The sequence below is a fragment of the Citrobacter amalonaticus genome (assembly GCF_001559075.2).
GTDB lineage: Bacteria > Pseudomonadota > Gammaproteobacteria > Enterobacterales > Enterobacteriaceae > Citrobacter_A > Citrobacter_A amalonaticus_F.
In genome coordinates this window covers 4677978-4701294 of record NZ_CP014015.2, presented here as the reverse complement: position 1 = coordinate 4701294, position 23317 = coordinate 4677978, and the positions used below count along the sequence as shown (strand labels likewise).

The following is a 23317-nucleotide window of genomic DNA, read 5'->3' as shown; positions in this document are numbered from 1 at the left end:
TACGGCTCCTGCGGGAGCCGTGTTTTTATCGACATTCCCCTTCAATTCCTCTCTTGATTTACCCATTGAAATGAGAATAATTAGCATTCCAATTTAAGCTGATAATTATTCTCACTATGACAACTTCTTGCTTTCGACTTTGCGCGCTTTCTGGCTGTATTTCACTGGCTCTGACCACATTGTCCTATGCGGCGGACACCAACGAATCGACCATTGTCGTTTCAGCGACAGGTCAGGAGAGCCTGCTGCCTGCCTGGACTAACAGTGCCACCAAATCTGCTGTCCCGGAAAGTAAAACGCCACAGGTGATTAATACCATCGATAATCACGAGATCACGTTGCGGCATGCGAATTCCGTCAACGAGATCCTGCGCTATGCGCCTGGGGTATCGACAGAAGTGCGCGGCAATACCTCCTATATGAGCGAGTACAAGATTCGCGGTTTCTCTGTCGATCAGGAGTACTACAACGGCTTGCAGTTGCCGTACAACGTCACTGGTAATACCAAAGCACGTATCGACCCGCTGCTGGTGGAAAGCGTCGATATTCTGAAAGGGCCCGCCTCTGTGCTGTATGGCAACGGTTCGCCGGGGGGGATGGTGAATATACAGGGCAAAAAACCGCAGGCTGAGCAAAAAACGGAGATAGGCTTTAATACCGGTACGCGAAATCTGAAAGAAGGCTATCTGGATTCCACCGGCAAAATCAGCGACAGCGACTGGAATTACCGTCTGCTGGGCAAGGCGACAGAGGGCGACGATCAACCGCACACCACCCGTTATGAAGACTATCTTTTGGCGCCTTCCGTCACCTGGCAACCAGACAGCAAAACGCGCCTGACGCTGGATGCGCTGGTGCAAAATACACCGTCGTTGTCGCCATCGAACCCGTTACCGATTGCCTATTTGCGCTCGGGTTATGCCGATCGTCGTGATTACGCCGGTGATGAGTGGAGTGGCTTTAAGCAGCGTCAGTGGATGGTGGGTTATCATTTCGAACATGAATTTGACAGCGGTTGGGGATTCAGTCAGCAGGCGCGCTATTTTGATGTCGATACGCACCAGCGCAGCGTCTATTCAACCGGTAATGGCACAAACCCGGTCTGGATGCTGGACCGCTTTGCCTATACCACCGATGAAGATCTGAAGAGTTTCAACATTGACAACCAGGTGACGAAAACGGTCACGCTGGGCGACTGGCAGCACCATCTGCTGGCCGGTTTTGATTATCAGAAACTCGACAGCCATTACTTCTACCGTTACGCCAGCGCCACGCCGGGAATCGACATGCGCGACCCGGATTTCCATCAGGTGCATACCGCCGATCTGGGGTTATACACCGCACAGAAAAATCGCCTTTCTTATCAGCAAAATGGCTACTACCTTCAGGATCAGGTGGCGTTTGGCGGCTTAAATCTGTTGGCCAGCCTGCGTTATGACGATTACCGGTCAACGACGACCGATGCGCTGCAAAATGATGAGAAAACCTGGATCTCACAGGACCGGGTGACCAAACGTTTTGGCGCGCTTTATGCCTTTGAAAACGGTATTTCACCGTTTATCAGTTATTCCGAAGGTTTCAAACCGATTTCACCACAGGGCACGCTGACGTCGAAAGAGGTGAAGCCGACAACCAGCAAACAGCTGGAAGGCGGGGTGAAATACCTGCTGGCCGATTACGCGACCACGCTGACGGCATCGGTGTTTAACATCCGTCAGAAGAATGTTCTTTCCGCCACGCCAACCTGGGATTATCGGCAGACCGGGGAGATCGAATCAAAAGGCGCGGAACTGTCGGTGATTAGCCGACCAGGTGACAACGTCACCTTGATTGCCAACTACGCCTACACCCATGCGATCAATACTGAGGACGAAACCTGGGAAGGCAAACGCCCGACACAAGTGCCGGAGAATGCGTTTAATCTGTGGGGCGATTACACCTTCGATGCCACCGTACTGCGCGGGCTAACAATGGGCGCTGGGGCGCGCTATACCGGACCGATGGAAATCGCGCCGGATAACAAGAGTGGTAAGCTGGGAGGAACAGCGCAGTACGATCTCGCCGTGTCATATCAGTTAGGCGAGGTGCTGCCTTCATTGCGCGGCGTGACGTTAAAAGCCAGCGCGCAGAATATCACCAATAAAGAACCTTCAGTTGCTACGACAGCACCAACTGCTGGATTGGTCGTGACCGCACGGTTCAGGTCGGGGCAAGCTACCGTTTCTGATCGCGTGAAGCGAAAACCGGCCTGGTATTTCCAGGCCGGTCAGGCGTCGGCTATTACGGCGTTGCCTGTTTTTGTGTCGGTTCGGTGGAGGTCTGGCTAGTTACAGGGCGTTTTTCCGGCACGCTGTCGCACGGATTTTCCTTCGGACAGATCAGGTCGAGCATTTTCAGCGTGACGCCGTTGCTCCAGCCAAAACCATCCTGTAACGGATACTCACCGCCGCCACCGCCGGTGCCGGTGCTGCTGACGTCATATTTTTCCACCAGCTTTTGCTCGCGATCGTATGTGTGCTGCACGTTGGTCAGAAATCGCCAGCTTACCTCCATTGCCACGTCATTCTGCCCATAGTTCTGTAAGCCCTCGGTGGCGACCCATTGCAGCGGCGCCCAGCCGTTTGGCGCATCCCATTGCTGTCCGCTTTTCACCGAGGTGGTGGCAAGACCGCCCGGCTGCAAAAGATGCGCGCGGGTAGCGGCGGCCATTTTACTGGCGCGATCTTTCGAGGCCGCGTTGACATACAGCGGGAACAGGGCGGCAGCGGTCAGCTGATTACGCACCTGCTTGCTCTTCAGATCGTAATCCGCATACCAGCCTTCTTTGTCATTCCACAGGTAGTGTTCAATCGCTTTTTGTCGGGCGTTTGCCAGCGTGTCGTACTGGTTGGCTTTTGCTTCATCCCCCGCGGCTTTGCTGGCGCGCGCGAGGATTTTTTCCATCTTGTACAGCAGCGCGTTAAGATCGACCGGAACGATGCTGGTGGTCCGTAGCGTGCCGAGCTGTTGTGGGTTATCCATCCAGCGCGAACTGAAATCCCAGCCGGATGCCGCCGCAGCGCGCAGATCGCGATAAATGTCGGTGGCCGGACGGTTTGGATTGCTTTTTGCCGTGGCGATATCCTCAACCCACGATTCCGGTCGCGGCGTATCCCGCTCATCCCAGTAGCGGTTTAAAATGGTGCCGTCATCCAGTTTCACCACCCGTTTATTCTGTTGACCTGCCTGCAGCGTTTCGACGCCTTCCATCCAGTAGGTGTACTCTTTTTGCAGTTGTGGCAGGTACTTTTTCAGCGCATCGTCGCCGTCATGCTGTGCCAGCAGTCCCACCATCAGGGAGAAGAAGGGCGGCTGGGAGCGGCTCAGATAGTAGGTGCGGTTGCCGTTGGGGATATGACCGAAGGCATCAATCTCCCAGGCAAAGTTCGCCACCATATCGGCAATTTTGTCCCAGTGATCGCTTTCGGCAAGTCCCAGCATGGTGAAGTAGCTGTCCCAGTAATAGACTTCCCGGAAGCGCCCGCCGGGCACCACGTAAGGTTCAGGCAACGGCAGCAACGAATCCCATTTTCCCGCGCTTTCGGTAGAGCGGGTCAATACTGGCCACAGTCCGTCGATATGTTCACGCAGCGATTGTCCTTCCGGCGGAACATATTTTTCTCCCTCTTTTGGCAACGTGAAGTTGACGCTCACAAAGTGACGTAAATCGAAACTGGACTGATTTTTTTGCATCCGGTAATCCGCGAGGATCATCAGCGGATCGCTGTTAGGCACGGCATCGGCAAAGGTCTTTTGGTCGGGGAACAGTCTGGCATTCTGCACATCGTTAAACAGCGGGCCGAGCAAAATATCCGGCGGTTGCGGCGGGGTAACCGGCATCTCTTCTGCGTGCACTGACAGTGAAGAGAAGGACAGAAGGGTGCCGGAAACCGCTAATTTTATGACCCATGACAGCGAACCAGACGTGCAAAAAGCAGGGGTATGCATTGATTCATCTCCTTAGTGCGTACCGAACAACGGTATCTACCATGAGAAAATCGTAGTCCAGGATCGCCCCCGGCGCGTTGTTACCCCTCCTTTTTTGCGACGTTACAGGGTTTTCCTTTCCCTGACGACGCGATTTTCCGCCACATTAACGGACAGCCGCTCGCCCGTCTGCACATCGTCAAGCGCGTCGCCCTGCTGGCATATCCAGGCGATGCCCATCTCGCGGGCGATCAAGGCGCCATGCGCGAGAGGACTGCCTTCCCGCAGGCAAATGCCTTTCACCACGTTCGGGTCGAGTTCCGGCACCGTTGAAGGAAACAGATTGTCGGCGACCAGGATGGCTGGCGCGGTGAAATCAGGTAACGTCAGCGGGCTTTGCAGCAAATGACGTAGCGTGCGATGCAGGAGATCGTCGATATCGATGTAGCGCGCCTGCAGATAGGCATCATCCAGTTGCCGATATTGCATGCTGAGGCTGCTCAGCACCTGCTGCCAGGCATATTCCGCGGTACAGTGTTCGCTACGCAGGATCCCGCAGGCGGTATCAAACAGCTCCGGATCGTCCAGCAACATATGGTGACCGGAGAAAATGGCCGCCAGATCACCAGGCCAGTTTTCTTCCATGCGGGTGAGCAGCGTCATCAGATCGAGCAGCGTGAGATCCAGCGCGTTACGCAGTCGTGCCTGTTCTGCAACGGGGCTGAGATCGGACGCTTGTCGAACCGGCGGCAGCGTTGGCGTATAACAGAACGCGCTGCCCGTGATCGCCTCCGTCGATGATGCGGTAATCGCCGCATCGTCCAGCGATTCACCGAAGTTCTCCGCAGCCAGTTGGCTAAACGCGGCCAGCGCGTCATCCGCCTGCGCTCCGCTTGCCAGCAGACGGACCGTGTCATTACAGCGAACCTGCAACAGCGATATCTGATTAAGGCTATCCGGCGTGACGCACTTGCCGTTTTTTTCCAGTAGCAGATCCGCGTCAAAGGCCGACAGCGTTGCCACAAGCCGGGACGCCGGACGAATGTGCAAACCGTTGGGGTTTTTGATCACCACGGACACCGATTTTGCCGCCGCGTCCGGTGCGCTAAAGACCGGAGTCATGCGGGGCTCAGAAGCCGAAGAGGGTAAACCCAGTTGTTCGCGCTTGGCCTCAAGGGCGTTTGTCGCATCGGCGATGACCTTTTCGATATCCGCGCCCGCGGCGGCGCTCACCGTTGCCGCCAGCGTCCCTTCAACCAGCGGTGCGGCGCACAACCGCACTTTACCGGCAATGGTCGGGTCGAGAAGATCCAGCGCCGTTTCTGCACTGAGCAGGGCGCTGCCGATGTCCATCATCACCAGCACGTGGTCGGTATCAGCAACAGACTCGATCGCCTCCATCACCTTGATGGGGTCGGTCCCGATGGGGTTTTGCGGATCGTCGATACCGGCGGCAATGGCTATTTTACAGTCGCCGCCCATTAACATCTGTTGCGCCAGTTCGCCCACCCCCTCACCGAGGCGGGCGCTATGAGAGACTATCACCAGGTTTACCATCTTACTGTCCTTACTCTTTTGCTGCGGCTGCCAGCATCTGGATCATAAACATCACCGAGGTTGCGCCCGGATCCTGATGCCCGATGCTGCGCTCGCCCAGATAGCTGGCGCGACCTTTGCGGGCCTGCATCGTAATTGTGCTTTGTGCGGCGGCTTCAGCCTGAGCGGCAGCGGCGTCGAGCGCGGCAATAACGGAGAGGTTCTGCTCGCTTGACTGGCGCAATGACTCCGCCACCGGCACCCAGACATCGCACATCGTTTTATCACCCGGCTCGGCTTTACCCCGGCTAATCACGCCATCAGCGCCTTCACGCATCATTTGATAAAGTTCATTAAGCGACAAACTCTGATGCGCCTGAGTGACCTGCGCGGCGCGGATAAAAAAGGTGCCGAACAGCGGGCCGCTGGCTCCCCCGACGTTTGACAGCAGCGTCATCCCGGTATTTTTTAAAATAAACCCGATATCTTTATCCGCAATGGCCGGTAATTTTTCGACCACTTTGCTAAAGCCGCGATGCATATTCAAACCGTGGTCGGCATCGCCAATCTCGCGATCCAGCCCGGTGAGATAATCACTCTCTTTGCTGAAAATCTCTCCGCAGCGATAAAGCCAACTCACAATTTGCGCTCTGTTCAGTGACATGACTCTCTCCTTAGTTGCCCCAGTTCAGGCCTGGGGTATGAACCGGTGCGTCCCAGAGTGCCAGCGTCTCGTCATCCACTTTTAACAGGGTGATGGAAAAGCCGGTCATATCCAGTGACGTACAGTACGAACCAATCAAATTACGTTCGATGACGATACCCGCCTGCTGGCAGCGTTCGTCGAGACGGTTATAGACGCCATACAGTTCAGAAAGCGGCGTGGCGCCGAGGTTATTGACCAGCGCGATGACGCGATCGCCACGCTGCAAAGGCTGTTTGCCTTGCTTATCGTCCTGCCAGACGCCCTGAGCGGGATCCCAATGGCGCAGCGTGCGGTTATAGGTGCCGTTTTCCAGCAGGGTATCGAACATTTCGTCAACGGTCTGATCGAGGGAGACGAAAGCGCGACGGTCGATGCCGGGCTCGCCGTGGATCCCTACGCCGAACTCCATTTCATTGTCGGCAAGGGTGAAAGAGGGCTGACCGGCGGCCGGAACCGTACAGGCAGCGAGGGCGATACCGATCGAATGGCCGTGATTATTGAGTTTCCGGCCAAGTTCCGCACAGGCTTCCAGGGAATCGCCGCGTTCTGCCGCCGCCCCGACCAGTTTTTCAATCAGTACGGTGTTGGCGACGCCGCGTCGTCCGGCGGTATAGAGGCTATCTTTGACGGCCACGTCATCATCCACCACCACGGTAGTGACTTTCACGCCACTTTCGTGCAGCAGTTCAGTGGCGGTTTCGAAGTTAAGAATATCGCCGGTGTAGTTTTTCACGATCAGCAGCACGCCTTCACCGCCGTCAATCTGCATGGCGCATTCAAACATTTTGTCGGGAGTTGGAGAGGTAAAAATTTCGCCGGGGCAGGCGCCAGACAGCATGCCCTGACCAATATAGCCGCAGTGCATCGGTTCATGTCCGCTGCCGCCGCCGGATAGTAGCGCGACTTTGCCCTGAACGGGGGCATCTGCACGGGTCACATATACCGGATCCTGATGCAGGGTCAGCGACGGGTGCGCTTTTGCGAGGCCAGCCAGTTGTTCACTCAGTACGTCTTCCACACGGTTAATCAGCTTTTTCATTTTCTTGCTCCGGGTCTTAGGCTCCAGGGGATCGATGGTGTTCAACGCCACGGCGACCGCTCGCTGCCGATACCGTAATTGTGCCCCAGCGCGCGAAAAAGAAAATTCATCAATGTTATGTTCCAAAAGAGAACATTTATTTTGATGAATGTTCCATAACGGAACGCAAAAGCGCGAAATACAGCAGAATTGCGAGCGACCGCACCCTGAAATGAGGGAAAACAGACAGTGAACAACAGTGTGAACATCAGCGATGAATCGAATACCCCTGAATTTATTCGCGACTCGTGGCTACGCTGCGGCAAAATGATGCAGCGTGATTTCTGGGCGCAGCCGCACCGGGCACAGGGACTGACGTTTGACTCGATTTGTCGGCGTAAGACGGCGATGCTCACGCTTGGACAGGCGGCGCTGGAGGACGCATGGGAATACATGGCGCCACGAAAGTGTGCGCTGTTTATTCTGGATGAGAGTGCGTGTGTACTGAGCCGCTGTGGCGATCCAAAGACGCTCCGACAACTGGCGGAGCTCGGTTTTGTCGACGGCACCTATTGTGCCGAAAGCATCATTGGCAGTTGCGCGTTGTCGCTGGCCTCTGTGTTAGGGCAACCGGTGAAAACGCAGCCCGATCACCATTTTAAACAGGCGCTCGACGCGTGGAGTTTTTGCTCAACGCCTGTTTTCGACAACCATGGCCGTCTCTTAGGATCCATTGCGCTGGGCTGTCCGGCAAATCACGCCTCGCCCGCCGATCTGCCATTAACCCTGGCGATTGCGCGTGAGGTGGGAAACTCGCTGCTCACCGACAGCCTGCTTGCCGAATCGAACCGTCATCTCAATCAGCTGTACGGTTTGCTGGAGAGCATGGATGACGGCGTGATGACCTGGAACGCGCAGGGAAGTCTGCAATTCATCAATGCTCAGGCGGCACGGTTACTGCATCTTGATGTGACGGCAGCCCATGGCAAAAACCTCAGTGAACTCCTGACGCTGCCCAGCGTGCTGGTGCGCGCGATCCGCCATCAGCGCCCGCTGCATCATGTTGAGGCAACATTTGAAAGCCAGCATCAGTTCGTTGATACCGTGATTACCCTCAAACCGATTGTCGAAGCGCAGGGCACCAGTTTTATTCTGCTGCTGCATCCGGTGGAGAAGATGCGTCAGTTGATGACCAGTCAATTGGGTAAAGTGAGCCATACCTTTGCGCAGATGGCGCAGGACGATCCGCAGACCCAGCGTATCGTTCATTTTGGTCGTCAGGCGGCGCGGGGCAGCTTCCCGGTGTTGTTATGCGGCGAAGAGGGCGTGGGTAAAGAGTTGCTGAGTCAGGCGATTCATAATGCCAGCGAACGGGCAGAAGGCCCGTATATTGCGGTGAACTGTCAGTTGTACGCCGATCAGGTACGGGATTTTATCGCCAGTACGGCGGATGACGACAGCGAAGGGCGGTTGAGCCGCCTGGAACTGGCGCACGGCGGTACGCTGTATCTGGAAAAAATTGAGTATCTGGCGCCAGAACTGCAATCGGCGCTATTACAGGTGATCAAACAAGGGGTGATCACTCGCCTGGACGCGCGGCGGGTGGTGCCTGTTGATGTGAAAGTGATTGCCGCTACAACGGTGGATCTGGCGCGACTGGTGGAACAAAACCGTTTTAGCCGTCAGCTCTATTACGCGTTGCACGCCTTTGAAATAATGATTCCACCGCTGCGACAGCGGCGTAACAGCATTCCATCGCTGGTGAATCACCGCCTGCGTCGGCTGGAAAAACGCTTTTCGACCCGGCTGTTTATGGATGACGATGTGTTGACTCCGCTGATTGCCTGCGACTGGCCGGGTAATGACTTCGAGCTCAACAGTGTCATTGAGAATACGGCGCTGAGAAGTGAGAACGGGCGTATTCACCTGAACCATCTGCCGGAATATCTCTTTAACGAGCACCGGACCTCAGAACCCGCGACCGATCGTTTCTCTGCCAGCGTCGCTTTCAGCGATATTGAGAAAGACGCCATTATTCACGCGGCAAGGGTGACCGGCGGGCGGATTCAGGAGATGGCCAGCCTGCTGAAAATTGGCCGTACCACCTTGTGGCGAAAAATGAAGCAATACAATATTAACGCCGCGCATTTTAAGTTGAGCCCCTGATAAGCCGGATTGTTGCAAAGAATTTTAAGTGATTCCCGTCAGGCGTCGGTTAAAACCAGACAATAACAAAACTGCCATTTTCCCGGCGTCGAATCGAGGCCGTTTTGCCTTTACGAGTCAGTTCAGCGATACGCTGTCTGGCTACGTCACTATCCTCTTCATGCAGTTGGCTGAGCAGAATTTCAGGCGTATCCATGAGCTTTCTCATTTGCACAGGATTCAAGCGTTTCTGCATCTGAAGACGCCCGAGCTGAAATTGGTCAATGTGCTTTTGTATTTCCAGACTGACTTCATCGTAGCTGTTTTTAATCATGGAGGCGGTCGGCAGCCTGATGTCGTGTCGGTGTTTTTTATCACGGTTCTTGCGTAAAACGGCGGTTTCTATTTTTTCGGCGACTTTCTCCGCCAGGATCTCCAGTCTCTGGCCAGAGCGCTTTTTCCAGCTGCACCAGGAGAGTTTGCACGATTTTTCCTGGTGCCATTCAAGATAAGCTTCTTGTAGAAGCGCCAGCCCATAAACATATTTAATTCCCTGAGCCAGGTTATCAATTTTTATCAGGCGCGCACTCTGGAGCAGTCGAAGATCCGCAAAGTCGGGTTCGTTAAGTTTTGATGCCGATGAGGCCCGCGTAAATGCGTTCTGGTCACAGGCTAACTGCTTTTCCGCCTCAAGATTCGCGTTATGTCCCCGGCTTAACTGATAGCGGACATGTTCCACGATTTCATCGATATGCGCTTGTGTCATGTCCGGATAAAGAAGTACGGAAAAATTAAGTTCGGTTTTGATTTCAACATCACTTTGAGGTGAGAAATCGTCCTGGATTTTCAGTGTGATGATGTCATCCATTATTTCCTTGGGGACATCAGGAGAAAAGGGGGCGACATGACGGTACCAGGCATTTTCAGGTATCGCAACGTGCTCCGTAGCGTAATGAAAAGACATGGGCAAATAGCTGTCATAAGACCGGATATGGTCGGTAACGGATACGGGGGATGTAATTTGAGTAATGTACCCGCCGTCAAAAAAATCGTCCCACACTCTGTCAAAACCACTCTTTTCCTCCCATCGTAGTAGCTCACGATAGAGGGAAATATAGTCATACCAGTGAATTAACAACGCGGGGGGATAGCGATAGGGAATTCTGGACTGAAAGGTTTTACGGCTATTAAAGATGCCGTTAACCCCTTTCTTTAGCTGAGCACTCAATTTATCGTCTGGCTCGTCTATTGACCGCTTAAGGTAGTCTACGCCGTTTTGCAGCCGGGTTTTGAGTTCAGCCATCGGTGGGCGGATGATCACACAGTCAAAAATTTCTTCTTTGAACCGATTGAGGGTTTCGCTATCCGTGTAGTCACCTAGAAAGTGGAATGTCCGCGAGATATCCGCGTAAATCTCGATGATACGGGTGAACTCCTCCGGGTACTGTTTAATCACCGCCAGCTTATAGACCTCTTTTGCCAGAAGATCCCGGATGGCAGTGAGCGCATTCTTTCTGTTGTCTTCCAGTATTTTTCCCATTTGATACTCACCCTGTTCTCGCAGCCCTAAACCGCAAAATATAGCGTAAGTGATTATGCAATAACAGGAGCCGCATTGCCGATCAAATGAGGATTTATTGCAAGAAATGGGTGGGTATATTTGCCTCCGGAAAACGCAAAACACCCAGGCCTGAGGTCCGAAAGTGTCGCTGCGTTTTAAACGTGAACGAGTAAAAAGAGGTAATAATCAATGAGTAACAATACGAACATCCATGTCTTTACCGATGAGACGCTGGCCGATCATGACTTTGAAATTGCGGTAAAAGTGAATCAGGCAACCACAAAGCATGTGGCGAGACAAATGGTGCGGATGACCGCACCGCAGCAGATGCGTGTTCAGTCACATCGGGGCATCGAGGAGTTGATGTTTGATGAGCAAACGCTGGACGCAATTCTGGCGCATATTCCCCGCTGACTTGCGGAAAGCTCGGTTTGCGATGTACTGAAATTCTCCGTGGATCTATGTCGTCCTGACTAACGTTGGAAGTTGCTGCAAAGGGTACCCATGACGGGTGCCCTTTGCGCGATGTGCAGTCTGGTACAAGGGAGACGGGTCTGTTATGAACGGTGAGTTCAACGGGTCGATGGACACTATCCCTAAAACCTGGCTAAATATGCTTTTTTATAACAACGTTATAAGATTAAAAAATCTGCCATAATGACAGATTCCTTTCATTCTTAATTAGAGGTTTGCAACGTTGTGATATACTTTTTGAACATCATCGTCATCTTCAAGGGCATTAACAAGCCCTTCAAAGATTTCTAAATCTTCTGGTGAAAGTTCAACTTCTGATTGAGCAATCATTTCTAATTCTGTTGTTGAGAATTCAGTAATCCCTGCTGCTTTTAGCGCTGCAATTCCTTTGTGAAGGTCTGTAGGTTCAGTATAAATAACGATGTTTCCTTCTTCTTCGGTTACATCACGCACATCAACTTCAGCATCCAGCAAAATTTCAAAAATACGGTCAGGGTCTGTTCCTTTAAATACAATCACGCCAGTGTTGTCAAACATATAGCTGACAGAACCTGCCGCGCCGATATTGCCGCCTTTTTTATTGAAAATTGTGCGGACATTAGCAATCGTACGGTTAACATTCGAAGTCAACGTTTCAGCGATAACCATTGCACCATTGGGCCCAAAGCCTTCATAACGCCCTGGCACGAACGTTTCATCTCCGCCACCTTTGGCTTTATCAATGGCTTTATCAATAACGTGTTTTGGGACTTGTGCTTGTTTAGCACGTTCAATAACGAACTTTAAAGATGAGTTTGATTCTGGATCTGGTTCACCTTGTTTAGCAGCAGCATAGATTTCTACACCGAATTTTGCATATACGTTAGATGTTGCACCGTCTTTAGCCGTTTTTTTAGCAACAATATTGGCCCATTTACGTCCCACTGGAATGGTCTCCTCGAAAATTTATTTACATTACTGGCAGGTTAATAACCTGCATATTTTTACTGCCATATTATATCATGACATGTAAATCCTCGTCTATGAGAAATAAAAATATCCCATTTTAGGGAGTGTTACTTTAATATTATCAATTGTTAATATTATGGGTAAGCTATATCCGAAATATCTTCTGGTTCTTTTTTATTCTTAATAGTTGAACCTCAGCAATAATAGATAAGCCAAGAAAAAAAAGTGCTGTTCCAGGAATAATACCTTTTTAAAGGCTTTCGATACCGTATTAACTAAATAGCTATCAAAAATGCTGGATCTGGCATAGCGTAGGCCGCAGGCGAGATCGGATTCTGGAGGTTGTCATTTCACAGGATATTCATGTTATACGCCTGCTTCCGACATGAAGCGTGCCGGAGGCAGCGCCGCGAGGTCTGCTTTGAGCGAAGAGCGGACGTTCCCGAACTTTATCAGCCACGAGCATTCCATTCGTCACGAGTGATTTCCCAGAGTTCGGAATCCAACAGACCGCTGACATATTCTTTCTTTTCAGTCCTGATAAGCCGCATGCCACTGCTGTCTGAAATACGTTTTGAACGGTTATTGAGTGCCGCTTTAGGTGCTCGCAACACTTCCTTATTTAACGAATTAAACCAGTAATCCGTAGCTGCATTACTGGCCTCACGCATAAAGCCCTGTCCCTGAAATTCCGGAGCTAACCAAAATCCACGGTTATTATCTTCAATGTCATACAGGCAGATTAAACCCATAAGATTGTCCGGAACCTCACGCTGTCTGATAGTCCAGAACCAGGCAATCCCTTTTTCCATATCAGGCAGGGCAACGTTATTGACATAATTATCAGCTCCATTATCAGGATAGGGCCATGGTACTGAGGAGACCATATAGCGAACTATTTCCCAACGTGGATAAAGCAGGGGTCAGTTTGGATATCGAAAATTATTGTATGTTAAGGTCGTTTTTTGTACATCAGATCTATGATATGTAAACTAGGTTGACAGGAAGTGTTGAGCGAAGAACTGACATTTTTCTTCGTCCTCTACTTTGTCCATTCTTTATGCAATAGCGCATAGATGTTTGTATCGTCATACCTTGCTTTACCATCCTCGTTTTCAAAGGCGACAAACTCTTTAAAACAACCTTCATGCCGCATATGCAAACGTTCACAGAGTCTTTGAGAGGCCAGATTGTAAACTTCTACCCAGGCATACAAACGCCTGGCATCTTTTACTTTAAATAAATAATCAAACAGTGCAGTAACTGACTCGCTCGCATATCCCTGACGTTCATAACGTTGATTAAAATGCCAGCCCACTGACCAGGTATTGCTGTCTGGCTCGTTGCTATTGTCCGCATAAAGATGTCCGATTAACGTATCGGTTTCTTTTAGACAAACGGCAAACTGTGCTGGGTCCGTGGCTCGTTTAGCCACATCGATCTCCGCCTCGGCTAGTGAATGTAACTTTTCATCCTTAAAGCAAGGAGCACGTGGTGAAGAGAGGTAATCGAAAAGTGCTGCCGCATCCTCTGCCTTAAAAGGGCGAATGATTAACCGTTGAGTGACAATGATGTTCATAATGACCTTGATAATGTAATGCCAGCCAGTTCAGCAAGAAACCTGCTTTGAACTGGCCGGGACACAGGGCAGAGATTAGCCGTTCCGACTATTCTCCGGTCTATCTTTACGCATGCCAGTAAATTGTGTGATCGTCACGAAAAATACCGGAACAAAGAAAATGGCCAGTAGCGTTCCGCTAATCATCCCGCCGAATACACCGGTACCAATCGCATGCTGCGTGCTGTCGCTGGCTCCACTGGCGAGCATCAGAGGAACAACACCTAATGTGAAAGCCAAAGAAGTCATGAGTATTGGCCGTAAGCGTTGCTTTGCAGCCGTCAATGTCGCATCGATAAGGCTCTTTCCTTCTTTCATCAATTGTCTCGCGAACTCGATAATCAGAATCGCATTCTTGGCGGAAAGTCCAATCAGGGTTATCAGGCCCACTTTGAAAAAGACGTCATTCGTCATATTCGTAACGGATACGGCCAGCACAGCGCCGAGCAGCCCCAGAGGAACAACGAGCATGACCGCGAAGGGAACGGACCAGCTTTCGTAAAGCGCAGCCAGCACCATGAATACCACCAGTACCGAGAGCACAATAAGACCCGGAAGCTGTGACGCGGACTCTTTTTCCTGTAACGAACTTCCCGCCCACTCACCTGCGAACCCCGTTGGTAAGTGCTCAGCCAGCTTGTCCATTGCCGCCATTGCGGTACCCGACGATTTTCCCTGTGCTGCACTCCCGGTAATGCGTATGGCAGGATATCCCTGATAGCGTATCAGTTGCTGCGGTGCAACATTCCATGAAAGCGTCACAAAAGTGGATAACGGAAGCATCTGCCCCAGACGGTTTTTGACAGACAAAGTCAACAGTTGTTCTGGTTGCATCCGGTACGGCGCATCCGCCTGGACGATAACCTGCTGAACCCGGCCATTATTGGTATAGTCATTAACATAATTGGAACCTGTTGCAACGGAAATGGTTTGATTTATCTCATCAAACGACACACCCATGGCCTCCGCTTTTTCCCTGTCGATATGCAGGTCAAGGCTTGTTCCCTCACCAAGCCCATCAATATAGACATCGGCAAGTTGAGAATTATTATTTGCCTGCACAATAAGCTCATCGGCCGCCTTCTTGAGTACCTGATATCCTTTCCCGCCTCTGTCCTGTAAATAGTAAGTGAACCCGGATGAGGTTCCCATATCAGAAATTGCCGGAGGCAGCAGACTCATCGTCACCGCGTCCGGCACGTTTGCCATGCGTGACTGAATAGCGTCGGCTTCCTCCTGTGCCGTGGTTCCTTTGCGTTGCTTCCAGTCCTTGAGGGTGGTAAATGCCATGGCCGAGTTTTGACCTGATCCTGAGAAACCAAATCCCAGGATCATAATGTTACTTTCTACCGCCTGCCGGTGGGCGATCTCCTCCTCAAATGTATCGACAACCTTAAGTGTCCGCTGCATCGTGGCATCTGAAGGGAGCTGGATTGAGGACATAAAATAGCCCTGATCTTCATCGGGTAAAAATGATGATGGTAAGGAAGACAGACCGGCAAACAATGCCAAACATAATGCAGCGTAGATCATCATCATACGGCCGGTACGCTTCAGAACAAATCCCAGACCAGTGGCGTAAAACGTCGTCAGGCGATGAAAGTGAGCGTTAAACCACGCTGAAAATACGCTGCTTTTACCCTGATGAATACCATGTGGTTTGAGCAAGGTTGCACAAAGCGCAGGGGTTAACGTCAGCGCCAGGAATGCCGACAGTAAAATGGATATCGCCATCGAAATGCTGAACTGTCGATAAATAATACCCACGGATCCGCTGGCAAAGGCCATAGGGATAAATACCGCAGTAAGCACCAGCGTAATGCCAATGATTGCTGGCGTAATTTCACGCATCGCTTCTCGCGTTGCATCCCGTGGAGACATTTTTTTGTCTTCCATCAGTCGTTCGACGTTCTCTACTACCACAATCGCGTCGTCAACAATAATCCCGATAGCCAGCACCATTCCAAACATGGTTAAAATATTGATGGAATAACCGCTTAATAGCATTACGGTAAAAGTGCCGAGCAGCGCCACGGGGGCCACAATCGCAGGAATAAGGGTGCAGCGTATCTTGTGAAGGAAAAGCAGCATCACGAAAAAGACCAGGACCATGGCTTCAATAAATGTCTCAACTACCTTCAATATCGACAGTTTTACAAACGGAGCCGTATCGAAAGGCACGGTGAACGTCATTCCCTCGGGAAGTATACCGGACAGTTCTGTTAACCGTGCGCGGATACCCGACGCAGTACTAATCGCATTTGCGCCAGGAGACAATTGAATGGCGGCTGCCGTAGCTGGCACGCCATTTTCACGGATCCCAAATGCGTAACTTTGTAACCCAGATTCCACGCGGGCAACGTCTGCCAGTGTCACCCTGGCGGCGGAGACCTGTGATTTAATCGTGATATTACGAAATTCTTCAACCGAAGAGAGTTGCCCTTTTACTGTTATTGGATAGGTCACGCCTTGCCCGCTAGCCGCAGGTTCATCTCCGGTTCTGCCCGGTGAAACAATCACGTTTTGTTGACTGATGGCGCTTAATACATCCGTAACTGAGAGCCCATAGCTGTGTAATTTCATCGGGTCCAGCCATATGCGGAGCGCCTTTTCCCCGCCAAAAAGCTGGACTTTACCTACACCGGGTACGCGCCGGAGTTCATCAGTAACATTCCTGGCAAAATAATCGCTTAAGTCAGCTTCCTGATAGTCTCCGTTTTGGGATTTTAATCCCACCATCATTAAAAAACCGGAATTAGCTGCCTCAACACTTATCCCATTCTGTCTTACCGACTGCGGCAGGCGAGATTCCACAATTTTAATTTGGTTTTGCAGATCCATCTGAGCGAGTTTGATGTCGGTTCCGGGTTTGAAGGTTACAGTAATTGACGCCATCCCCGTCGTGTCACTGGAAGATTCAAAATAGAGTAAATTGTCAACACTCGCAATTTCACGCTCGATCAGAGACACGACGGACGTGTTCATCACCTCCGGGTTGGCACCAGGGTAACTCACTGAAATGATAATACCGGGTGGCGCAACGGCAGGGTATTGCGCCACCGGTAAACGAGGAATAGACAATATTCCAGTCAGAACAATAAACAGGGCGATAACCCATGCGAAGATGGGGCGCTCAATGAAAAAGTGCGGCATCAGGTATACTTCCAGTCAACATACAAAGGGTAAAAATTCAGCATGGTTTTCCTGATAAAGAGGTCTCATCGTCTGTCGAAACTCGTTTACCGATATCCCTGAGCTGGGAAAATTTCTCAAGAAGTTGTGGTGCGTCATCCAGGCTTGTTGCAAACATCCACATATAGGTCATGACGGAATAAATATGTCCTGCATTAATTCCGGACTCCATGCTCATCCTGATAATGGTCATGGAAAAGAGAGCAGAAACCAGAAGGCCTATGCATAAATATCCCCATGCCTCTCTGTCGGATAACACCACGCGCAGGCGGGCAAGTGTGTCATAATGTCGCTTAAGAGCACCAAAAGACGCCTTGTTAACATAATCGACCTCTTTCTCAAGGCGATTATTGAGCCGTCTGTAGAATGTCTCATTTTTGAAAGTATAACTTGAGACAAAACACATCAGTATGGCTACGATTATCAAACAGGTTATTCCTGTCCAGAATTCAATCCATAACAGCATTATTGCTGCGCCGAAAAGGGAAATGATCGAGGTAATCAATACAGGCAGGTGCAACTCGAAGAAATCCACAAATTCACGGGACAGAGTGACTCTCGCAGCAATAGTCGAGTGATTAAGTGAATATTTTCGCTGGGCTAAAACTACTGTCACAGCAAGACTTGCGTAGATACGTGCAAATGTTCGCGTATCTACACTACGTCTGGTGGCTCCCATGCACCACATGAACAGAACCATCAGGCCATAAAGGGCCGCACGCGACGTCTGTCCGCCCAGGATGGCATTGATCGCCATGCCCGCCAAAATGGGGTAGAGCAGGAATGCAACGTTTTCAGCAATAACCAGCATGAAAGTAATGCATAATTTCTTCCTGTGCCGCCAGGCAAGTCTCTTCAGTGAGATAGCAACCCCGGGAGCCGTTGGTTTGTTGTTGCCTTTATAAATCATGATAAATGTGTATTAAGCATCTGGGTGTAAAAGCATTCTGCCGTTGGTTTATATTTGAGCTAAGTAAATGAGGCCGCATAATAGAGCTGTCATAAAGACATGCGCTAAGTGTAACGTGATGATGTCAATCGTGAATGGATGTTTTATGGAGGATATGTGTACTCACCCCTTAATTTGAGTATCATTCTGACAATGCATAATATCAAACCATTCTTAAACATAAAAACAAAGGTACTCCGCACAAGAAAACCAATAAAAAACATTCATAATAAAAAACAAAATCATTAATATCTGGAGAACTATTCAGAAACAGATGTAGTACAGTAATGGCTTGTAGAAACAGTAAGATAAGACCGAACGTTATTGCAATGAAACCTTTTAAAACTCCAGGCTTTTTCTGAAGAAGAAATGATAATGCAGCAATGATTATCAAAACACGAATCAGTAAAGATGAAGGTAAAGTGGATTCTACTTTTTCATTAATTGCATGCACAAGGTGAAGCCAGGTGGATAATAACCCATATGTAACGATACAAAATAAAAGTGAGGCCATCAAATTCTCACGTCGGAATAAAAATTTAGTCAGCATCATAACTCTCTTTAGACAACAGTACATATTGCATGTAACCCTCAACATGGTTGTAGATTATTGCCTGGCGATGTTGATTAATTATTTATAAAATGTGTAGTGAATATGGAGAGCGTGGCTGGTTAAGTTTGCAATAACTTTTTAATGAACTTTTTAAAATAATATCTGTCTATTAAAGTTAAGTTGAAAAATCATTAAGCATGACGATAAAAGGTATTTCTGGGTAAAATGCATGTTGTCATCAGCACTGTGGAAGAAAATATGAACAACAATCTGATTATCGTCGCAGAAGACGATGATGACATCGCCGCCATACTGACGGGCTATTTAAATAAGGCTGGCATGAAAACCTTAAGAGCCGAAGATGGCGAGCAGGCGATCAACCTTACTCGTCAACACAAACCCGACCTTCTGCTGCTGGACATTCACCTGCCCGTATATGATGGCTGGAATGTTCTTACAACGTTAAGAAAGGAAACTAATGTCCCCGTCATCATGGTTACAGCACTTGATCAAGACGTTGATAAACTGATGGGTCTACGGCTAGGGGCTGACGACTATGTGATAAAACCCTTTAATCCATCAGAGGTTATTGCCAGGGTTGAAGCTGTACTTCGCAGAACCAGACCGGTTGCAGAGTCTACACATTCACGGCCTTTAAGAACGCCTTTTATAACGATCTATCCTGATGAATTTTACGTTGAAATCACTGCTCAAGGTGAGGTTTCCACGCCAGTATTAACCACCACAGAGTTTAAGCTTCTGACCTATCTGGCAAGAAACCCGAGAAAAGTCTGTTCTCGTGAAGAGTTACTTGATGCGTGTTTGCCTGAGGGAGACTCGCTGGATCGCACTGTAGACAGCCATATGAGTAAACTTCGGAAAAAGCTTGAACATGCCGGATTGAAGGGCATTCCGGAAAGCATCCGAGGATTAGGGTACCGGTTGGGTGACAAAAAATGAACAAAGAAACGATCCTGAGCCGTCAGATTTTGACATATATGCTGTCTTTAACATTCGTTATTATTGCAATTGCCGTACTGGGTTCCTATTTGTTTTACAGTTTCTTGATTTACTATCTTCCGGGAGGGGGAAACGTTGAAAATGAAGACGCTATGACCTTTCTTGATTGGATGTGGATCTTAATCGCTTCATTAACCAGTCTGGTCGTTTCGCTCTTTTTTACTGTAAAATTATCCGCAAGAATATTAAAACCCTTGAATGATGTAGCGTACAGCCTTAAACAAATCTCTCAGGGGAACCTTAGCGCAAGAGCGATTAACTGTGGTTCTCAGTTGGGGGAAATGAATAAACTCGTCGATGATTTTAATGAGATGGCGGAGAAGTTACAGACGCTGGATGCACAGCGAAATTTATGGAATGCTGCAATCGCTCATGAACTCCGAACACCTGTGACTATTTTGCGGGGCAGGCTTCAGGGACTGGTTGACGGTGTATTCGAACCAGAACCACCGCTCTTCAGAAACCTCCTTAAACAAACTGAAGGCCTGACTAACTTAATCGAGGATCTTCGAGTCGTGAGCTCCTCTGGAAGAGCAGGATATTCCTTGATGCTCAGTGAAGTCGATCTTGCGACACTAATCACCAGTGCGCTTGATAACTTTTTGCCCGACTTTGAAACAAAACGCTTTAACATAGTGACCGAGCTTAGCTGTCAGCGTTGCATCTGCGATCCTTTACGTATTATTCAGTGTCTGACCGTTCTTTTTGATAATTCCTTAAAATATTCCACATCACAAACTCTTTTAGTAAAGAATGGTATTGTGGGAAACGATAATTTTATTATCGTTCAGGATAAAGGACCTGGAATTCCTGAAGAACTCCAGAAGTCCTTATTCCAGCCTTTTCAGCGAGGAGAATACGCTAAAAATATTAATCCAGAGGGCTGTGGTTTAGGGTTGTCGGTAGTTAAAGCCATTATGCGTGCCCACGGCGGAGACGTTAGCTATGGTATAACGCAAGAAAATGGCTCACTTTTCAAACTCTCATGGCCTGTTCAAGGGCATGAATAAACAGGCTCGATTGGGTCTGTTTTAGCAAGAGACAGATCCCACATACTGCCGAGTTTTGCGTCCCAGATTGCAGGGATGATTTTAAGCTTGCCTCTTTTGGGACTTAATGTTATTTCGCTGAAATAGATATCTTCTCCTTTTAGCATAAGATCGACGCGGCAGTAGTCTATCTCTTTTGCTAACTCCTGGGCAGCAATAACAGATTGATGAAAAGATTCGGGTTCATCAACCGGGGATGGCGTATTTGGGTACTCCATCTGAAAGGGTTGTAAATTCCACGATCTGTCATAAACGTTAATGAATCCGTTTCCATCACTGTCAGTAAAATCGGCCTCGATAAAACATGCTACACCGTGGAAACAATGAACTCTTAGCATTTCTGGTGTTACCCTCTTGTTTTTATTGAAAAATATATCCAGATACATTTCGCAGAGAATCACCGGTGGTATATTTTTATACTGCCATTCTCGGGTCGTATAATACATATTCTTTTTAAGCGATAGTTTTAATTTGTTTTTAGCCATAATGGGATCAAAATCAGTTTTGTCCGTGCATATGATCGTGCTACCACTATCATGATTGCATTTTAAAACGAATTTAGTGGGTAGTTTGTCGAAATCAATATCATCAACTCTGTTATAAATACCTACTAAAGGATTAAGCTTGATTAAATTAGTCCGTTTCTCAACATACTCTCTGACCAGAAGCTTATCAGCAAGCATTGTATAAAATGGATCGTGTCTAAATAAAATGCGATGGCAAATTTTTTCATTAAGCGTTACTGGGTTACGCAAGTCCGGATATGTTCCAGATATCTTGCTTAGCCTGTCTGCATGAAATGAAATATCATTGGTTAAAATTGTCCTGCTTTTCCTCAACAAATACTCGATATATTTGACGTGATGGTTTATTTTGTTCATAACACCTCCTGTTCAGAATGAAAATTCTGACAGAAGATTATTGATTTATTTTTTGCAAATTATGGAGAGTATATGGACCGACATGCTTCTTTATTAACAGAAATTAATCCGTACCATTTTCCGCTCCTTGCACAAAGCGGACAAGCTAACTGAGCCAAAGGTCCGCCATGAGCGAGGAGCTGACATTGTACTTAAATAATGATGGCTCTGGCAGGATGGGTGTTCAATGATTGCAAGGTGACCACTAATTCAGGTGACGTAAATGTGTAGCAATCCCCCACTTTAGGCCGATACATTTTCCATTAATCAGGTCGATAACAGAATAACTTGCATTGGGGTGAGCATAGCGAGGGAAACTATTGACAGTCCCTTCTTTGAGAATTGCCAGAGTGCCCTGGCTGACATGCCCGTGAGACACAATACATATTGTTTGTTGATGTGATGAAGTTTCTTCCAGGTTTTGTAAAAAACGCATAACTCGCTGAGAAGCATGCGCCAGTGACTCCCCCCCAGGTGGACAATACTCTGCATCAAGTCTGAATAACGCATTTGCATCGTTCGGGTGTTTTTGTCTGAGTAGTTCTAACGGCATACCTTCAAACTGACCAAAGGCCTGCTCTTTAAGGGCCGGTTCAGCCGTCAGTGAACAGCGAAAGTGTTCAGCCAGGCTTTGCCCCATTTGCCAGGCACGTCCAAGCGGAGAAGCGTAAACACACTCTATTTGATACTCACTTGCACTAAACGCTGCTAGTAGGACGGATGTTTCACGCAAACCCCGACAGGTCAAGGAGCTATCGCTGTGCCCCTGAATAATTCCTTCCAAATTCCACTCTGTTTCTGCGTGTCGAACAAGTATCAATTTCATCGTTAGCGGGCCATGCTCGTTGTTGATCAAAATACCCCAACAGTGCGATGCAAACACACACCGTTGAAGCGGCGGAAGACTTTCCTGTTTTGGAAATAATGAACAAGTGTAGCTTATTGCCGTTATGCAGCGGCTCTGGGTGTGAGGCTCTGAATTTTATCCGTAGTTAACTTCCGCTTCTGGCACAGGGCTGCTGTTGCAGCCCTGACAACCTTAGACCTCAATCGATTCAGAAATCTCTAACGCATCATCGACTTCAATGCCCAGATAACGGACTGTGCTTTCCAGTTTCTTATGACCCAACAGAAGTTGAATCACCCGAAGATTCTTGGTTTTCTTGTAGATCAGGTAAGGTTTTGTTCTTCTCATGGAATGTGTGCTGTAAAGCGAATCTTCGAGACCAAGCTTTTCTACCCACCCATGAAAGATTCGGTTGTATTGCCGGGTTGAAATGTGCTGGTTAGTTCCGACCCGAGACCGAAACAAGAAGTCTTTACTGTGCAAATTGCCAAGCTTTATCAATGCAGCAACAGCTTCTCTTGTCCCTTTGGTTATCTCAAATTGCACAGGGCTACCGGTTTTCTGTTGCAATACAGTTACTCTGCTTGAAACAGAGCTACCATATGCAACATCAGATACTTTGAGTTTGACCAGATCACAGCCTCGAAGCTTACTGTCCAGGGCCATATTGAACAGAGCTAAATCGCGCGTTTTACCTTCCAGTTCAAGTCGGATTCGGATCCCCCAGATATGAGATATCTGAAGTGGTCTTTTTTGGCCGATGATACGGTCTTTGTTCCACGGTGATGTGTTCATACTCAAATCTCCTGCAATGT

At 49.0% G+C, this 23317-nt stretch carries 17 protein-coding genes and 2 pseudogenes; 5 read left to right on the top strand and 14 right to left on the bottom strand.

The window, feature by feature from the left end; genetic code table 11:
* Window positions 1–116 precede the first annotated feature (116 nt).
* Window positions 117–2227: pseudogene (locus AL479_RS22655) on the top strand (TonB-dependent siderophore receptor).
* 53 nt (window positions 2228–2280) lie between these two features.
* Here AL479_RS22655 and AL479_RS22650 read toward each other — a convergent pair.
* From AL479_RS22650 to dhaK, 4 genes are all read right to left on the bottom strand, one after another.
* Window positions 2281–3987 carry an alpha,alpha-trehalase gene (locus AL479_RS22650; RefSeq protein ID WP_061077750.1) on the bottom strand — a complete coding sequence of 569 codons (1707 nt, stop codon included), beginning with the start codon at window positions 3985–3987 and terminating at the stop codon, window positions 2281–2283.
* 102 nt (window positions 3988–4089) lie between these two features.
* A complete protein-coding gene (gene dhaM, locus AL479_RS22645) occupies window positions 4090–5523 on the bottom strand; it encodes a dihydroxyacetone kinase phosphoryl donor subunit DhaM (protein WP_061077749.1) in 1434 nt (477 codons plus the stop codon).
* Between the two features lie 10 nt (window positions 5524–5533).
* A complete protein-coding gene (gene dhaL, locus AL479_RS22640; RefSeq protein WP_061077748.1) occupies window positions 5534–6166 on the bottom strand; it encodes a dihydroxyacetone kinase subunit DhaL in 633 nt (210 codons plus the stop codon).
* Window positions 6167–6176: 10 nt separating this feature from the next.
* The gene (gene dhaK / locus AL479_RS22635) at window positions 6177–7247 is read right to left on the bottom strand and encodes a dihydroxyacetone kinase subunit DhaK (RefSeq protein ID WP_061077747.1); all 1071 of its coding nucleotides are present in this window, start codon (window positions 7245–7247) and stop codon (window positions 6177–6179) included.
* 240 nt (window positions 7248–7487) lie between these two features.
* Between dhaK and dhaR the strand changes: the two genes are divergently transcribed.
* On the top strand, window positions 7488–9392 hold the full coding sequence (gene dhaR / locus AL479_RS22630) for a dihydroxyacetone kinase operon transcriptional regulator DhaR (RefSeq protein WP_105291822.1): 1905 nt from the start codon (window positions 7488–7490) through the stop codon (window positions 9390–9392).
* Window positions 9393–9441: 49 nt separating this feature from the next.
* On the opposite strand, the gene AL479_RS22625 is transcribed toward dhaR, so the two are convergent.
* Window positions 9442–10911, bottom strand: coding sequence for a hypothetical protein (locus tag AL479_RS22625; RefSeq protein WP_061077746.1), 1470 nt, complete (start codon window positions 10909–10911; stop codon window positions 9442–9444).
* 210 nt (window positions 10912–11121) lie between these two features.
* Between AL479_RS22625 and AL479_RS22620 the strand changes: the two genes are divergently transcribed.
* On the top strand, window positions 11122–11346 hold the full coding sequence (locus tag AL479_RS22620) for a hypothetical protein (RefSeq protein WP_061077745.1): 225 nt from the start codon (window positions 11122–11124) through the stop codon (window positions 11344–11346).
* Window positions 11347–11613: 267 nt separating this feature from the next.
* Here AL479_RS22620 and AL479_RS22615 read toward each other — a convergent pair whose 3' ends face one another.
* The 6 genes and pseudogenes from AL479_RS22615 to AL479_RS22585 form a co-directional block, all read right to left on the bottom strand.
* Entirely contained in the window at window positions 11614–12330 is a 717-nt protein-coding gene (locus tag AL479_RS22615) for a YebC/PmpR family DNA-binding transcriptional regulator (protein WP_061077744.1), read from the bottom strand.
* Window positions 12331–12806: 476 nt separating this feature from the next.
* Window positions 12807–13268, bottom strand: a pseudogene (locus tag AL479_RS22610) (GNAT family N-acetyltransferase); the annotation flags it as partial.
* A 128-nt stretch (window positions 13269–13396) separates the two neighbouring features.
* The gene (locus tag AL479_RS22605) at window positions 13397–13933 is read right to left on the bottom strand and encodes a GNAT family N-acetyltransferase (protein WP_061077742.1); all 537 of its coding nucleotides are present in this window, start codon (window positions 13931–13933) and stop codon (window positions 13397–13399) included.
* A 75-nt stretch (window positions 13934–14008) separates the two neighbouring features.
* Window positions 14009–17125, bottom strand: coding sequence for a multidrug efflux RND transporter permease subunit KexD (gene kexD / locus AL479_RS22600; protein ID WP_061077741.1), 3117 nt, complete (start codon window positions 17123–17125; stop codon window positions 14009–14011).
* A gap of 37 nt (window positions 17126–17162) precedes the next feature.
* Window positions 17163–18074, bottom strand: coding sequence for an ABC transporter six-transmembrane domain-containing protein (locus AL479_RS22595; RefSeq protein ID WP_061077740.1), 912 nt, complete (start codon window positions 18072–18074; stop codon window positions 17163–17165).
* Window positions 18075–18276: 202 nt separating this feature from the next.
* A complete protein-coding gene (locus tag AL479_RS22585) occupies window positions 18277–18666 on the bottom strand; it encodes a transporter (protein ID WP_071887686.1) in 390 nt (129 codons plus the stop codon).
* A gap of 258 nt (window positions 18667–18924) precedes the next feature.
* On the opposite strand from AL479_RS22585, the gene AL479_RS22580 reads away from it, so the two are divergent.
* Both AL479_RS22580 and AL479_RS22575 read left to right on the top strand, forming a co-directional pair.
* Window positions 18925–19626 carry a response regulator gene (locus tag AL479_RS22580; RefSeq protein ID WP_032611657.1) on the top strand — a complete coding sequence of 234 codons (702 nt, stop codon included), beginning with the start codon at window positions 18925–18927 and terminating at the stop codon, window positions 19624–19626.
* Window positions 19623–20696: an ATP-binding protein gene (locus AL479_RS22575; protein WP_061077739.1), complete on the top strand. Its 1074-nt coding sequence runs from the start codon at window positions 19623–19625 to the stop codon at window positions 20694–20696. The genes AL479_RS22580 and AL479_RS22575 overlap by 4 nt, the downstream gene beginning before the upstream one ends.
* Here AL479_RS22575 and AL479_RS22570 read toward each other — a convergent pair.
* From AL479_RS22570 to AL479_RS22560, 3 genes are all read right to left on the bottom strand, one after another.
* Window positions 20681–21616: an ATP-grasp fold amidoligase family protein gene (locus tag AL479_RS22570; RefSeq protein WP_061077738.1), complete on the bottom strand. Its 936-nt coding sequence runs from the start codon at window positions 21614–21616 to the stop codon at window positions 20681–20683. The two genes, AL479_RS22575 and AL479_RS22570, sit on opposite strands and share 16 nt — an antisense overlap.
* Window positions 21617–21860: 244 nt before the next feature.
* Entirely contained in the window at window positions 21861–22481 is a 621-nt protein-coding gene (locus tag AL479_RS22565) for a histidine phosphatase family protein (RefSeq protein WP_071887721.1), read from the bottom strand.
* Between the two features lie 213 nt (window positions 22482–22694).
* A complete protein-coding gene (locus tag AL479_RS22560) occupies window positions 22695–23297 on the bottom strand; it encodes a site-specific integrase (RefSeq protein ID WP_061077736.1) in 603 nt (200 codons plus the stop codon).
* Window positions 23298–23317: the final 20 nt, after the last annotated feature.

Bases quoted from the DNA above. Each gene is read 5' to 3' on its own strand.
- AL479_RS22650 (WP_061077750.1), bottom strand. From the start codon at position 3,987: ATGCATACCCCTGCTTTTTGCACGTCTGGTTCGCTGTCATGGGTCATA.
- dhaM (WP_061077749.1), bottom strand. From the start codon at position 5,523: ATGGTAAACCTGGTGATAGTCTCTCATAGCGCCCGCCTCGGTGAGGGG.
- dhaL (WP_061077748.1), bottom strand. From the start codon at position 6,166: ATGTCACTGAACAGAGCGCAAATTGTGAGTTGGCTTTATCGCTGCGGA.
- dhaK (WP_061077747.1), bottom strand. From the start codon at position 7,247: ATGAAAAAGCTGATTAACCGTGTGGAAGACGTACTGAGTGAACAACTG.
- AL479_RS22625 (WP_061077746.1), bottom strand. From the start codon at position 10,911: ATGGGAAAAATACTGGAAGACAACAGAAAGAATGCGCTCACTGCCATC.
- AL479_RS22620 (WP_061077745.1), top strand. From the start codon at position 11,122: ATGAGTAACAATACGAACATCCATGTCTTTACCGATGAGACGCTGGCC.
- AL479_RS22605 (WP_061077742.1), bottom strand. From the start codon at position 13,933: ATGAACATCATTGTCACTCAACGGTTAATCATTCGCCCTTTTAAGGCA.
- kexD (WP_061077741.1), bottom strand. From the start codon at position 17,125: ATGCCGCACTTTTTCATTGAGCGCCCCATCTTCGCATGGGTTATCGCC.
- AL479_RS22595 (WP_061077740.1), bottom strand. From the start codon at position 18,074: ATGATTTATAAAGGCAACAACAAACCAACGGCTCCCGGGGTTGCTATC.
- AL479_RS22585 (WP_071887686.1), bottom strand. From the start codon at position 18,666: ATGATGCTGACTAAATTTTTATTCCGACGTGAGAATTTGATGGCCTCA.
- AL479_RS22580 (WP_032611657.1), top strand. From the start codon at position 18,925: ATGAACAACAATCTGATTATCGTCGCAGAAGACGATGATGACATCGCC.
- AL479_RS22575 (WP_061077739.1), top strand. From the start codon at position 19,623: ATGAACAAAGAAACGATCCTGAGCCGTCAGATTTTGACATATATGCTG.
- AL479_RS22570 (WP_061077738.1), bottom strand. From the start codon at position 21,616: ATGAACAAAATAAACCATCACGTCAAATATATCGAGTATTTGTTGAGG.
- AL479_RS22565 (WP_071887721.1), bottom strand. From the start codon at position 22,481: ATGAAATTGATACTTGTTCGACACGCAGAAACAGAGTGGAATTTGGAA.
- AL479_RS22560 (WP_061077736.1), bottom strand. From the start codon at position 23,297: ATGAACACATCACCGTGGAACAAAGACCGTATCATCGGCCAAAAAAGA.